Annotated in this window: 12 protein-coding genes; 10 read left to right on the top strand and 2 right to left on the bottom strand. The window is 40.0% G+C overall.

Going from position 1 to position 13,621, the window contains the following annotated elements:
• The first annotated feature begins 17 nt into the window (after nucleotides 1-17).
• The 8 genes from PQO05_RS15040 to PQO05_RS15005 all read left to right on the top strand — a co-directional run bounded on the left by PQO05_RS15040 (nucleotide 18) and on the right by PQO05_RS15005 (nucleotide 8,779).
• Nucleotides 18-1,340: an inositol-3-phosphate synthase gene (locus tag PQO05_RS15040; RefSeq protein WP_273628146.1), complete on the top strand. Its 1,323-nt coding sequence runs from the start codon at nucleotides 18-20 to the stop codon at nucleotides 1,338-1,340.
• 386 nt (nucleotides 1,341-1,726) lie between these two features.
• Nucleotides 1,727-4,267, top strand: coding sequence for a DUF5686 and carboxypeptidase-like regulatory domain-containing protein (locus PQO05_RS15035; RefSeq protein WP_273628145.1), 2,541 nt, complete (start codon nucleotides 1,727-1,729; stop codon nucleotides 4,265-4,267).
• Between the two features lie 20 nt (nucleotides 4,268-4,287).
• A complete protein-coding gene (locus tag PQO05_RS15030; protein ID WP_273628144.1) occupies nucleotides 4,288-5,013 on the top strand; it encodes a CDP-alcohol phosphatidyltransferase family protein in 726 nt (241 codons plus the stop codon).
• 59 nt (nucleotides 5,014-5,072) lie between these two features.
• Nucleotides 5,073-5,606, top strand: coding sequence for a DUF4833 domain-containing protein (locus PQO05_RS15025; RefSeq protein ID WP_273628143.1), 534 nt, complete (start codon nucleotides 5,073-5,075; stop codon nucleotides 5,604-5,606).
• A gap of 10 nt (nucleotides 5,607-5,616) precedes the next feature.
• Complete coding sequence (locus tag PQO05_RS15020; RefSeq protein ID WP_273628142.1) at nucleotides 5,617-6,243, top strand: sterol desaturase family protein; 627 nt, start codon at nucleotides 5,617-5,619, stop codon at nucleotides 6,241-6,243.
• Between the two features lie 3 nt (nucleotides 6,244-6,246).
• The gene (locus PQO05_RS15015; RefSeq protein ID WP_273628141.1) at nucleotides 6,247-7,194 is read left to right on the top strand and encodes a phosphatase PAP2 family protein; all 948 of its coding nucleotides are present in this window, start codon (nucleotides 6,247-6,249) and stop codon (nucleotides 7,192-7,194) included.
• Nucleotides 7,195-7,360: 166 nt separating this feature from the next.
• Nucleotides 7,361-8,086 carry a hypothetical protein gene (locus tag PQO05_RS15010; RefSeq protein ID WP_273628140.1) on the top strand — a complete coding sequence of 242 codons (726 nt, stop codon included), beginning with the start codon at nucleotides 7,361-7,363 and terminating at the stop codon, nucleotides 8,084-8,086.
• Nucleotides 8,087-8,200: 114 nt separating this feature from the next.
• Entirely contained in the window at nucleotides 8,201-8,779 is a 579-nt protein-coding gene (locus tag PQO05_RS15005) for a CAP domain-containing protein (RefSeq protein ID WP_273628139.1), read from the top strand.
• A 3-nt stretch (nucleotides 8,780-8,782) separates the two neighbouring features.
• On the opposite strand, the gene PQO05_RS15000 is transcribed toward PQO05_RS15005, so the two are convergent.
• Nucleotides 8,783-9,244: a DinB family protein gene (locus PQO05_RS15000; RefSeq protein WP_273628138.1), complete on the bottom strand. Its 462-nt coding sequence runs from the start codon at nucleotides 9,242-9,244 to the stop codon at nucleotides 8,783-8,785.
• 59 nt (nucleotides 9,245-9,303) lie between these two features.
• Nucleotides 9,304-9,693 carry a DUF5655 domain-containing protein gene (locus PQO05_RS14995; protein WP_273628137.1) on the bottom strand — a complete coding sequence of 130 codons (390 nt, stop codon included), beginning with the start codon at nucleotides 9,691-9,693 and terminating at the stop codon, nucleotides 9,304-9,306.
• Between the two features lie 166 nt (nucleotides 9,694-9,859).
• On the opposite strand from PQO05_RS14995, the gene PQO05_RS14990 reads away from it, so the two are divergent.
• Nucleotides 9,860-10,726 carry a YitT family protein gene (locus tag PQO05_RS14990; RefSeq protein ID WP_273628136.1) on the top strand — a complete coding sequence of 289 codons (867 nt, stop codon included), beginning with the start codon at nucleotides 9,860-9,862 and terminating at the stop codon, nucleotides 10,724-10,726.
• A 99-nt stretch (nucleotides 10,727-10,825) separates the two neighbouring features.
• Nucleotides 10,826-13,615: an outer membrane beta-barrel family protein gene (locus tag PQO05_RS14985; protein WP_273628135.1), complete on the top strand. Its 2,790-nt coding sequence runs from the start codon at nucleotides 10,826-10,828 to the stop codon at nucleotides 13,613-13,615.
• The last annotated feature ends 6 nt before the right edge of the window (nucleotides 13,616-13,621 follow it).

The raw sequence follows: 13,621 nt of genomic DNA, 5'->3' as shown, positions 1-13,621 counted from the left end.
ATAATAAATTAGAATAAATGAAAAATAACGTTCAACCTGCTGAAGGTAAACTGGGTATCTTAATACCAGGTTTAGGTGCAGTAGCCACAACTTTAATTGCCGGCGTAATTGCCGTTAATAAGGGCTTAGCACAACCGTTTGGGGCTTTAACTCAAATGGGAAATATCCGTATTGGAAAAAGAACTGAAAATAAATACCCGAAAATTAAGGACTTTGTGCCGTTGGCAGATCTTAACGACATCGTTTTTGGTGGTTGGGATGTTTACAGCGACAACGTTTATGAAGCAGCAGTACACGCTAAGGTTTTAGAGAAAGATCTGTTAACTGGTGTTAAAGACGAATTAGAAGCAATTGTGCCTATGAAGGCTGCTTTTGATAAAGACTATGCTAAAAACTTAGACGGCGAGCACGTTAAAACCGGTACCCGTTTAGAGTTAGCGCAACAATTAATGGCTGATATCGAAAACTTTAAAGCAGAGCACGGCTTAAACCGCGTAGTGCTTTTATGGTGTGGTTCAACCGAGATCTATTTCGAAGAGAGCGATGTGCACATGACACTTGCTAACTTTGAAGCTGGTTTAGCTGCTGACGATAAATTGATTTCGCCAAGTATGCTTTATGCTTACGCAGCTTTAAAATTAGGTGTTCCATTTGCAAACGGTGCCCCTAACTTAACAGTTGATATCCCTGCAATGGTTGAGCTTTCTAAATTAACTGAAACTCCAATTGCCGGTAAAGACTTTAAAACAGGCCAAACTTTAATGAAAACCATTCTTGCTCCAGGCTTGGCTGCACGTTCATTAGGTGTTAAAGGCTGGTTCTCTACCAACATTTTGGGTAACCGCGATGGTTGGGTTTTAGATGATCCGGATAACTTTAAAACTAAAGAAGTATCTAAATTAAGCGTACTGGAAGAAATTTTCCAACCAGAGCTTAATCCAGAATTATATGGTGAGTTATACCACAAAGTGCGTATTAACTACTACCCTCCTCACGGCGACAACAAAGAGAGCTGGGATAATATCGATATCTTTGGTTGGCTAGGTTACCAAATGCAAATCAAAATCAACTTCTTATGCCGCGACTCTATCCTTGCAGCACCAGTTGGTTTAGACTTAGCATTGTTCAGCGATTTAGCTAAACGTGCAGGCATGAGCGGTATCCAGGAGTGGTTATCTTTCTACCTGAAATCGCCACAAGCTGCACCAGGCTTACGTCCGGAGCACGATATCTTCAAACAATTAATGAAATTACAGAACACTTTGCGTCACATGATGGGCGAAGATCTAATTACCCACCTGGGCTTAGATTACTATCAGGACTTAATTGAAGCCCTGTAAGTTTCAATACTTATAATAGAAAGCCATCCCGATAATTTCAGGATGGCTTTCTTGTTTCCGGACCACTCCGTTAATTATTGCTCTCTCCCATCTCTCTTCATACAAAATTCACAATTGTTAAGGTTTGTTAATTATTAGCAGCAATTGCGCGTAATAAATCATATTTACAGCGATGTTTTTTGAGAGTATCGCAAAAACTAATCAATCATTTGATTAATTTTTGACTTTATCACAACAATTAAGAAGAATATATTTTTAACCTTTGCCTGTTGGGATTAAACTTCGAATTGATAAAAATGTCTGACCTGATTTGCAAGCTAAAAGCCTGTTGCTATTGATGCAAAATCAGAAAAAACATCAACCGATACGGCATACTGGCTTCATAAATGATTTATAAAAGATTTTTACTTCTCCTGTTATTTGTAGCCTCGTCTGCTGTAGTTTTTGCACAAAACACGGTTGTGAGCGGTACTGTAACTGATGCTAAAACCCACCACCCTCTCTCCTACGTTACCGTTGCTTTTACAGGCAGCAGTATTGGTATGAATACCGACGATCATGGTAATTTCTCCTTAACATCGGCAAAGCCATACACTAAATTAAGCGTATCTACCGTAGGCTACACTACTGCTACATTTGATGTTGAGCCAGGCAAAGAGCAGGTTATTAACGTTAAACTTGTTCCTGTAGCTAAGCAATTGAACGAGGTTGTTATTAAATCAGCCAAAAAAGAAAAGTATCATAATAAGGATAACCCGGCTGTAGAGTTGATCCGTAAGGTGATTGCCAATAAGCCGAAGAATCGCCCCGAGAGTTACAATTATGTAGAGTACAAGGCTTATGAGAAAACGCAGATGTCGTTCATTAACGTATCTGAGAAACTGTCTGATAAGAAGTTCTTCCGTAAGTATAAATTCTTCCTCGATAATAAAGACAGCACCACCATCCCCGGTAAAACCATTTTGCCGGTGTTTATGGACGAAAAGCTGAGCCAGTATTATTACCGTAAAAGTCCGGAGAAAACAAGAAACCAGATCCTCGGCCAAAAAAGTGTCGACTTCGGTAACTTTATGGATAGCGAAGGTTTCGGCACCTACTTTAAGCGTCTATATGCTGATGTTGACATCTACAGGAACAATATTTTCCTGATGACCAACATGTTTCTGAGCCCTATTGCAGATGAAGCACCTACATTCTATAAATTCTTTATCACCGATACTGTTAATGTTGGTAATACCAAACTGATCAGGTTAAGCTTTACGCCACGTAACACGACAGATATGTTGTTCGAGGGTGATATTTTCATCACTTTAGATGGTAACTACGCCGTACAAAAAGCTGATTTAACGATCAATAAAGCCATCAACCTCAACTGGGTTCGAACCATGAACGTTAGGCAGGAATATGAGCAAAATCCTGATGGCCGCTGGCATTTAAGCAAAAGTGATGCACGTGCAGATTTTGGTACCCGCAAAAATGGCGATCACGGCATCTTCGGCGAACGCACAGTTACTTATAGAAATTATAAGGTTAACGTTCCGCATGCTGATACTACTTACGAAAGTGTAGTAGCTTTATCAGATGAGGTTAAACACCGCAGCGACCAGTTTTGGGCAGAAAATCGATTAGACACGCTGAGCAAAGCTGAGTCAAAAGTATACGCCAATGTGGATAGCCTGAAACGTATGCCATCATTCAGACGCACTGCTGATATTGCCACTTTACTACTGGCAGGTTATAAATCTCTCGGTCCGTTTGAAATTGGCCCTGCTAATACATTTTACAGCTTTAACCCGGTTGAGGGTTTAAAGCTTCGCTTCGGTGGCCGCTCTACCCCAGCCTTAAGTAAGCGCTACTATTTCGAAACTTATGCAGCTTATGGATTTAAGGACGAGAAATGGAAGTACTTTTTAAGCGGTACGTATTCGTTAAATAATAAATCGATCTATGCTTTCCCGCAAAATTACATCCGGGCCAGCTTCCAGCGCGACACCAAAATACCGGGTGAAGATTTGCAGTTTGTGGAGGAAGATAACTTTTTGCTCTCGTTTAAACGTGGTGTAAATGATAAATATCTATATAACGATTATTACAGATTAGATTATGTAAAAGAATTTGAGAGCCATTTCTCGTACGCCCTGGGCTTGCGCAAATGGACACAGGCTCCTGCAGGGTCTTTATACTTCACCAATTTTGTGGACGGCCAGCCTAACTCCATCAGTGATTTAACAACTACCGAAGCCACTCTGCAATTACGTTATGCGCCGCACGAGCAGTTTTACCAGGGCAAGCTGTATCGTACGCCAATTTATACCCGCTACCCAATCTTTTCCTTAAACATTGCCCAGGGCTTTAAAGATGTATTAAGGGGCGAGTACAATTACACCAGGGTACGTTTACGCATTGATAAGCATACCTATTTCTCGCAACTGGGCTATGCAGATATTTCGTTAGAGGGTAGCAATATCTTCGGGCAGGTTCCTTATCCGTTGTTGAGTATCCCGCAAGCAAACCAAACTTATGCTTACGATATAGACTCGTATAACCTGATGAACTTTATGGAGTTTGTGTATGATCGTTATGCTAGTTTTAAAATAGACCAGCATTTTAACGGCTTCTTTTTTAACAAGATACCGTTATTCAAAAAATTAAAATGGCGCGAAACACTTTCGGCCAAAGTATTATACGGCAGTTTACGTGACGAAAACAATCCGTCAATCCACCCATCACTATACCAATTACCGGTTGCGGCTAACGGTGTACCTATTACTTACACCATGGGCAATAAACCTTACGTAGAAGGTAGTGTTGGTATCGAAAATATTTTTAAATTTATTCGTGTAGACCTTGTAAAAAGATTCGACTATTTAGACAATTCTAACGTTGCTGAATGGGGAATACGCACAAGAGTCGATTTCAATTTTTAACTTTGCAAACGGGGAAACTTATGGAACAGCAAACAACATCATTACGCACCACACTTCAACTAAGTATCTATAAGGTAATAGATCCTTTTGTTAAGGTGTTAATTAAGCTTGGTTTAACCCCCAATGCGGTAACAACCATTGGCTTTATGTTGAACGTAGGTGTGGCTGTTATTTTTATTTTTGGTGCCGAAGAAGGTAACCGCGGTGATTTAACTTATGTTGGCTGGGCTGGCGGACTAATCCTTTTTGCCGGTTTATTCGATATGTTGGATGGGCAGGTTGCTCGTTTAGGCAATATGAAATCAACCTTTGGTGCACTGTATGATTCGGTGGTTGACCGTTATAGCGAGCTGATTATGTTTTTAGGTATCTGCTGGTACCTGGTAGCTCATCATTACTTTTTAAGTTCGCTGTTTGCGTTTATTGCGCTCATAGGTTCGATGATGGTTAGCTATGTACGTGCCCGTGCAGAGGGATTGGGTATTGAGAGCAAAGGCGGTTTAATGCAACGCCCCGAGCGTGTAATTACTATTGGTTTATGCGCAATACTTTGCGGTGTATCATCATTATACATCGGCGGTGATTATAAACTATTTATTCCTGGTATTAAATACCACGTATTTGAAACCATGTCTATATTTACAATTCCTATTGTTGCCCTGGCATTTTTGACAAATATTACAGCATTTAACAGGTTAATGAACGCAAAAAAAGCCTTGCTCGAAAAGGAAAATTCTGAAAAATAATTAAATTGAGTTTGAAGAGATCTGTTATAATTTTAATGCTATGCATTGGCACTTTGCTTTTGAGCAAACCAGATGCAAAGGCAGCCGTTGCAAATAAGTATCTTGTTACAGATACCACTAAGAAGAAAATTAATTTTCCAACCTTACCTGCCAATATTAACCGCCTGTTTTATGTACAGCGCGACCCGAACACCAACACCATAGTTTACGAACTAAACATGGGTGCTAACGGCGAATTAAATACCGAAGAGCCAATGCACGTTTATTGGATTAAATACAATGAGCATGGACAGCACGAGGAGTTAAACTTTATACAACGTAAATTTGCGTACGGTTTAACCCAAAAACCGTTGGGGAATGGTAAATACGACATCCGTTTTGTATCGTATAAAAAGTTTGCGTTAACTTTAATGAAGTCAGCAGACGGTAAATATCACATTTACGCAACAATTGCACAGAAACAAGCCATACTTAATCGTATTTTTGTTAAAATTGAAGGTGGATCGTTCTGGCTGCCCAACGTTGTGTATGTTGAACTGAAAGGAACGGACCCTGCCACCGGCCAAGAAATAGTAGATAGATTTAAACCCTGATTAGCAAGAAATGAAAAAGAATTATGTGTCAAACTCGCAAGAGTCGGTACGAATGTTTAAGAGCAGTTTATTAGAAAGCTTATCAAAGGTTCATTTTTTCGTACCTATTATTATATATCTGCCGGTTGTGCTGTACTGTTTATACATGGCCATCTTTGATGCACATCAATCTGTAGGCCGTATATTAGTGCTATTAGTTTCAGGTTTATTTATCTGGACTTTTACCGAATACGTACTGCACCGTTTTGTATTCCATTTTGTACCTAAAGCAGAGTGGGCTTTACGCTTACACTTTATATTCCATGGCGTACACCATGATTATCCGAGCGATAAAAAACGTTTGGTAATGCCACCTTCTGCAAGTATCCCTTTGGCGCTGGGCTTCTTCTTTTTGTTTAGGGCAATATTACCACAACACGAAGATGTTTACGCATTTTTTGCGTCTTTCATCTCTGGTTATTTAGTTTACGATATTGGCCACTATGCTATCCACCACTTTAACTTTAAAGGCGGGATCTGGAAAAGCATTAAAAAACACCACATGCTACATCACTACCAGGATCCTACAAAAGGTTATGGTGTAAGTTCTGCGTTATGGGACAAAGTGTTCCGGTCTGATTTTGAGGGTCAAAAATAAAAGATGGACCTCTACTCCTCCGCTGAACTATTTCCTCCGGTAAAAATAAAGACCGCCATTACGCTTGCCCTGCTCTCTGCAGCTTATGTGGCATTGTCGTCTGTACTTTTAGGTTTTAAAACAGATCAGCTGGTATTGATCGGCTTGGTAAATGGGTTATATTATTTATCGGGCTATACACGCAGGTTCGTGACCGGCTTTGCCATATTTATAGTGTACTGGATCATATTTGATTATATGAAACTCTTCCCTAACTACCACTATAACCCTGTTCATATAGGAGATTTATACAATACGGAAAAAAGCTTATTTGGTATCCATACCAACGGAACGATATTAACGCCAAATGAATACCTGAAAGCTAACAGCCGTACCTGGATTGATGTTGTTACAGGTTTCTTCTATCTCTGCTGGATTCCGGTACCGTTAGGATTTGCCGCTTATCTATTATTTACCCGCCCGAAAGAATTTTTAGGTTTTGCATTTACTTTCTTCCTCGTAAACTTATTGGGCTTTGTGGTATACTACACTTTCCCTGCTGCACCGCCATGGTTTATACAAGAACATGGCTTCCATTTTATCCCACTTACTAAAGGCAGCACTGCAGGTTTGGCACGTTTCGATAATTATTTTCACGCAGGTATTTTTAAATCGATATACACTAAAGGTTCTAACGTATTTGCGGCCATGCCGTCGCTGCACTCATCATACCCCGTAATTGTATTGTACTACGGTATCAAAAACCGGTTGAAGTATGCCAACATCGTTTTCGCCATTGTGATGGTGGGAATTTGGTTTACTGCAGTTTATGCCAGTCACCATTATGTGCTCGACGTTTTGGCAGGTATTACTACAGCCGTATGCGGAATCAGCCTGTTTAACCTCATTTTAAACAGAAGCAAAGGTTTTCAACGGTTTATCTCGCGCTATCAACAATTAATTACCCGTTAATTACCGTCCGCAAAAGCAGATATTTTTATTCTATCAGTTAAAGTAACACTTTAACTCAAAATTTTTATTGGCTGATTATAACTTAATTATACTTTTTCCGTACTAATGGGCACAACCTTTGATATTATAATAATTACATTAGTTATATGTTTATATCAGCCTGTATATGAAAAAGTTATCACTTTTTATCTTCATAATATTTGCGACCTTACGTGTTTTCGCTCAAAATACACTGGCCGATAGTTTACAAAAGCAAATAGATACTGCTTCATCAAATGCACTTAAAGCAAAACTTTATAACCAGCTGGCTATAAGTTATATGGGATATGCTGCATTACAAGACAGGCAATTAAAAACTGCTTACCAGGAAAATGTTTTAAAATATACGCTATCAGCCATACACCAGTATTCGCGAGCTGACGATAGCACTGGCTTACGCACATCGTTTGATAGACTGGCCAGAGTATATCGCGACCAGAAAAAATATAGCCCGGCTAAATGGTTCATCCTGCAATCAAATACCATGGCACGTGAACAAAATGATGTACCTAACATTGTGGCCTCGTTAATTACCCTTGCCGGTATTAAGATGGACATTCATGATTTTGATTTAGCCCGCAGGGATCTCCGTGAAGCGTTGCAGTTATCTTCATTAAACTGTTACACCAACCAGCAAATGGATGTGATGTTAAGTTATGCCCGTTTATACAACAGTACTAATGGCGGCAAACAAGCTGCCGAAGCAATGAAGCGTTATACCTTTATGAAAGATAGCGCCGCCCGTGATTCGGAGGCACGTATGACTGCCAAACTGCGCACAAGAAAAAAGTACTATACGGTAAATTACAGGTCACCAAAAAAGAGCAACACACAGAGTATAGCCGCTTTGTAATTGTAAGCTGTTTTATCATAGCAATTATATTGATTGCAGGTATCATCATATTTTACAGACGGAAACGTTAAAAAGCAATTAAACTATTAATTGCTTTTTTTGTCTCAATACTATATGAACAAGAGGTGGATTATAGGCGGGTTATTAACCATATTGCTGCTTGGCATTACGGTATTGGTACAATCACAAAGCATAACTGCGAACGATAGTTTTAAACAAGATTTCTTATCACGTATAAATAAAGTGCGCGCCGTTGGTTGCAGTTGTGGTAAAAAATATTATCCACCCGCTGCCCCGTTAACATGGAACAATAACCTCGAGATTGCTGCACAAGGCCATGCACAGGACATGAACTTTCACAACTATTTTAACCACACCAGTAAAGATGGCCGTAACAGCGAAGACCGGATTGTAGCTGCCGGATATTATTTTAATGGCTATCGCAGCTTTGCCGTTGGCGAAAACATTGCTTACGGACAGCAGAGTATTGCCGAAGTTAGCGATGGCTGGTTTAAAAGCGTAGGCCACTGCCAAAACCTAATGAACCCACAATTTAAGGAAATTGGCATTGCACGTAATGGCCTTTACTGGGTACAGGATTTTGGCGGCCGCGAAAGCTTTACACCAGAAGAGCAAAAGCTGATAAAACAAGGCAACGTGCGGATGATTATCAAAAAAGAACGCTCGGAATAATTATTACCTGTTTAGAGCACGCTTCAGAGCCATAATATAACCCGTGTGTAAACCTTCGTGAAAAGGTAAAAAAGCTATGGCCTCATCAATATTATTGATTTCAAAATTATAGCGCACGGTCCATGGCTTGTAACCGGCAAAAGCATTGCTATTATAATCAAGTTCTAACTGATCTATTGTTGATACCAAGAGGCGTTTAATTTGTTCGAAACCGCCCTCTTCAACATTACCTTCTGGTTTTGTATCTGATTTATAGGTATTGAAAAATACTTCGTCGATATCCGAATGCAAACCTGCACGTTTATAGCATATATTTTGTTGTGCAGCAATTAGATGACCAATATTCCAGATCAGGTTATTATTAAAACCTTCAGGAATTTTATTGAGTTGTTCGATTGATAAACCGTCAACCATCTTCAATACATTAACCCTTGTTTTGCGGATAACTTCAAAAGCGTAATTCATGTGGTAAATGTAAAAAGCTTTGGCCTATTGGCAAGTGCTATCATAAAATATAATAGCTATTATCCGCCTAAATGATAGGCCTGCTTCATGTAGCTTAACACCTCTTCGTTCAGGTCTTCTGGCAAATTCATCCTGAAATGATGATTAAACTGATTTGCATCGCCCGGCACCTGCGCCATTTTTGTAAAGCAGGTATTATCGGGATATAATTGTTTAAACGGGAAAACCACATGGATAAAACTCTTACCCAATTGTGTTATCCAGGCAATACGTTTGTGGGAATTGGAAACCGCGATCATACTTTTGGTTGGATGCAGCGTTACATCATTGCCGAGCTTTTTAAACTCATTCACAAAATGATTAAATAGCATCAGTGTATGTTCTGATTTACCCGCCAAGAAATTTGCTATCTGTTTAGCTTCTTCCTGATTTAATTGATTATCTACCATAAACTCACTGACGATTAATTGTCTACCTAAATTAGTTATTATACAAACAACCATCAATTAAGTCTCAAAACTGTAATTAAACGTTATTGGGGTGTTTTCTTAATCTTAATTCTTTAAATTAGGCACCAAGCCCCTGTTATCGTAACCTTAATATTGATCAACCTATATGAAAGTTAAAGTTAAAGCAGAGATCCAGAATTTCGTTTCCATTATATTGGGCATCCTATCAGCAGCAATCGGATTGAAAGGGTTCTTATTATCCAGTAAGTTTATTGACGGAGGTGTTACCGGTATCTCCATGCTCGTAGCCGAAACAACCGGTTTGCCCATCTCTATTCTCATATTTGTGATCAATGCACCTTTCCTTTATTTAGGTTACAGACGATTAGGATTGCTCTTTGCAATAAAAAGTGCTTTAGCCATTGGCGGTCTATCGCTATGCTTGGCATTTGTTCACTTCCCTGATGTTACGCCTGATAAATTGCTTACCGCTGTATTTGGTGGCTTCTTTATAGGTGTTGGTTCTGGCCTTGCCATGCGTGCCGGCGCAGTATTGGACGGTACAGAAATTGCCGCTGTATTAGTAAGCAAACAAACACAATTGCTAAGGGTCAGCGACGTGGTATTATTGCTCAATGTGATTATATTTTCAACGGCAGCTTTATTTCTGGGTGTCGAATCTGCTTTGTATTCCATTCTCACCTATGTGGCAGCCTCTAAAATGATCGATTATATTCTGAATGGTGTTGAGCAATATACAGGTATTACTGTAGTGTCAACCAAAAGCGATGTGATCCGCAGGGTGATAACCCAAAGATTAGGTCGAGGTGTAACAATTTATTCCGGGAAAAGCGGATATGGTAAAGACGGTCAGATTAACGACCCACGGGATATTATTTTCACTGTAGCTACCCGATTGGAAATCCCATCTATCAAACAAGCTATCTTGAAGATTGATCCGTCCGCATTTATCGTGCAGCAAAGCATTGACGATACAACTGGCGGCTTATTGAAACGCAAAGGCATCCATTAAAGAAGTTACGCTTTGCAACAATTATATGACATATTAATACTGCGTTAAACTAAGGTTTATCTTCATCGTCAATAGGGAAACCCCTTACCCCTATTTTCAATGACTAAAACTTTACTAATTCTTATCTTCAGTATCCTTGTAATCAGCAGGGCATCCGCACAACAAGGCCGTGCCGTAATGGGTACAGTGGCCGATTCAACCGGTGCGCTGCCCGGCATTAACGTAAAACTAACTTCTGATAAGGATAGTACGGTTGTAGCTACCTCGGCCAAAGGTTTATTCAGCTTCCCATCAGTTATCAGCAAAAATTTTAAGGTTACCGTTTATGGTATAGGGTATCAAACTTTTGTACGCCGTTATGTGATGGATAACAGCAACAAGCCCATTCTGCTCGATCCTATCAAATTAGCCATTGAAAGCAAAATGCTGAAAACGGTAAATGTAGTAGCCGTTAACCCTATCACCATTAAAGAAGATACGGTTGAATATAAAGCCAGCGCCTATAAAGTCCGTGAAGGTTCACCGGTTGAAGATCTGTTGAAGAAACTCCCGGGCGTAAGCGTAGATAAAGACGGTAACGTAACTGCACATGGGAAACAGGTAACCAAAGTACGTGTTAATGGTAAAGATTATTTTACCGGTGATGTACAAACAGCTACACAAAACCTGCCTGCCGACATTGTAGAAAACATACAGGTTATTGATGACTATGGCGACCAGGCCAACCTCACCGGCATTAAAACCGGCGACCCTGATAAAATATTAAACATCACTATACAGAAAGGTAAACGCAACGGCAAGTTTGGCCAGGGTACAGTTGGTGCAGGTAATGATGATAAGTATGTAGCCAAAATATCGGCCAATGCTTTTTACGAAGATACTCAGCTCTCTTTACTGGGTACAGTAAATAACAATAACACCAATGCCTTTAATTTCGGCAGCGGCTCAGGGGGAAGTGGTAGCGGAGGCGGCGGTCGTGGTGGTTCACAAAGCAGCGCAAGTAATGGAATCAGTACTGCCAATGGTATCACGATCAATAAATCGTTAGGCTTTAATTACCGCGATGACTGGGGCAAAAAGATTACCACTTATGGCAGCTACAGCTTTGCCGATAAAGACAGGACTACAGAAACCACGTCGCAACAACAAAACCTTTTTCAAAGCGGTGCCATTATTAATAACGATAATACTACCGATAAAAATCACAGCATCAACCATCGCTTTGATTTTAATATGGAGTATAAGATTGATACGGCCAACTATTTAAAAATCAATCCGAGTTTCTCTTACGGATCTTCCAATGATATCAATAATGATATTTTCTCTAACAGCCGGTTAAATACGGTAACCAACGGTACAGATAATAGTATAACCAATGCCAACTCGCCAACTGGTGGTGCTAACATATTATACAATCATAAATTCAAGAAAAAGGGACGTAATTTTAGTGTTTCGGGGAGTGTCAATTTCTCTAAAAGCACCTCAGATCTGGATGACCAGTATAATACACAAACAGATTCTGTAATTGTGCCTCTGCATCAGCAAATTAACACGATGAACACCTCACAGAAGGTTAATGCGCATGCATCCTATATCGAACCTATCGGCAAAACTACTTACCTCGAAGCCAACTACACTTACAGCTATACTAATACCGATAATAACAGGTTGAACTATCGTTTCGACCCGGTTACGCATGTACCCATGTACATTGACTCATTGAGTACTTTGTATAACTACCAATTTATTACCAATAGTTTTGGCTTAAACCTGCGTGGTGTAAAACCCAAGTATAATTATACGGTGGGTTTGGTAGCCAAGCCAACTTCACTTAATGGCGAATCGCATAATTTTGAAACCTCTACCCACACCTTTAACCTGGTGCCTACCGCCCACTTTGTATACAATTTCGCCAAAAACCATACGCTGAATTTCAACTATAGCGGAACTAACAATATGCCAAGCTTTACGCAATTACAGGTACAGCCCGATTATTCTAACCCGCAAAATATTGTGTACGGTAACCCCAACCTGAAACCTGAGTTCAGCAACAATTTCACACTACGTTATAACCAGTTTGATATTGCAAGCGGCAACTCGCTTTTTACCAATTTAACCTTTAACGAAACACAGAATAAAATTGTAACCAATACCCAACCCGTTGCCAATACCGTACTTAACCCTGGTGATAAAAAAGATAGCACTGTGCAGGAGACCCGCTATTTAAACACCAACGGTTTTTACTCAATGGGCGGTAATTATTCGTTTTCGAAACCGTTTGCAAATCGTAAATACACCGTAAGCTTAATGGGTGGCGCTACCTACAGCAACAACGTTAGCTATATTGAGGGCGACAGGAACCTAAGCAAAAACTTAGTGTGGAACCAGGGTGCCAAGGTTAGGTTTGATCTGGATAGTATCATGGATACCGAGGTAAGCGCCAACTACAGCGCTAATACTACCAAATACAGTATCCCCTCATCCGTAAATGGTGATGCCCGTACCTGGACTTTGGGTTTGGATGGACGTAACTTTTTCTGGTACGATTTAATATTAGGCTATAACCTTACCCAAACCATTAATCATGGTTTTAGTAGTACGGTTAAAACCAACCCTACCCTGTTAAGCACTTATGTTGAGTACCAGTTTCTAAAGAAACATATAGCCTCACTACGGTTTCAGGCATTCGATTTATTTAACCAGAACACAGGTATTACGCGTACCGTAAGCAGTAACCAGATTATTGATACGCGCACCAACCGTCTAGGAAGATATTTTCTGCTTTCATTTACCTTGCGTTTACAACAATTTGCCGGCGGACGGAAAGGTGGTGGTTTTAGAAACGGCGGAGGCGGCCGTGGTGGAGGCCGGAGAGGTTCTTTTGAATAGCAAAAT

The organism is Mucilaginibacter jinjuensis, from assembly GCF_028596025.1.
GTDB lineage: Bacteria > Bacteroidota > Bacteroidia > Sphingobacteriales > Sphingobacteriaceae > Mucilaginibacter > Mucilaginibacter jinjuensis.
This window is presented reverse-complemented; position numbering and strand designations above follow the sequence as displayed.

Coding starts and splice junctions, on each gene's coding strand:
- PQO05_RS14995 (WP_273628137.1), bottom strand. CDS start 9,693: ATGGTAGATAATCAATTAAATCAGGAAGAAGCTAAACAGATAGCAAAT.
- PQO05_RS15000 (WP_273628138.1), bottom strand. CDS start 9,244: ATGAATTACGCTTTTGAAGTTATCCGCAAAACAAGGGTTAATGTATTG.
- PQO05_RS15035 (WP_273628145.1), top strand. CDS start 1,727: ATGATTTATAAAAGATTTTTACTTCTCCTGTTATTTGTAGCCTCGTCT.
- PQO05_RS15010 (WP_273628140.1), top strand. CDS start 7,361: ATGAAAAAGTTATCACTTTTTATCTTCATAATATTTGCGACCTTACGT.
- PQO05_RS15030 (WP_273628144.1), top strand. CDS start 4,288: ATGGAACAGCAAACAACATCATTACGCACCACACTTCAACTAAGTATC.
- PQO05_RS14990 (WP_273628136.1), top strand. CDS start 9,860: ATGAAAGTTAAAGTTAAAGCAGAGATCCAGAATTTCGTTTCCATTATA.
- PQO05_RS15040 (WP_273628146.1), top strand. CDS start 18: ATGAAAAATAACGTTCAACCTGCTGAAGGTAAACTGGGTATCTTAATA.
- PQO05_RS14985 (WP_273628135.1), top strand. CDS start 10,826: ATGACTAAAACTTTACTAATTCTTATCTTCAGTATCCTTGTAATCAGC.
- PQO05_RS15005 (WP_273628139.1), top strand. CDS start 8,201: ATGAACAAGAGGTGGATTATAGGCGGGTTATTAACCATATTGCTGCTT.
- PQO05_RS15020 (WP_273628142.1), top strand. CDS start 5,617: ATGAAAAAGAATTATGTGTCAAACTCGCAAGAGTCGGTACGAATGTTT.
- PQO05_RS15015 (WP_273628141.1), top strand. CDS start 6,247: ATGGACCTCTACTCCTCCGCTGAACTATTTCCTCCGGTAAAAATAAAG.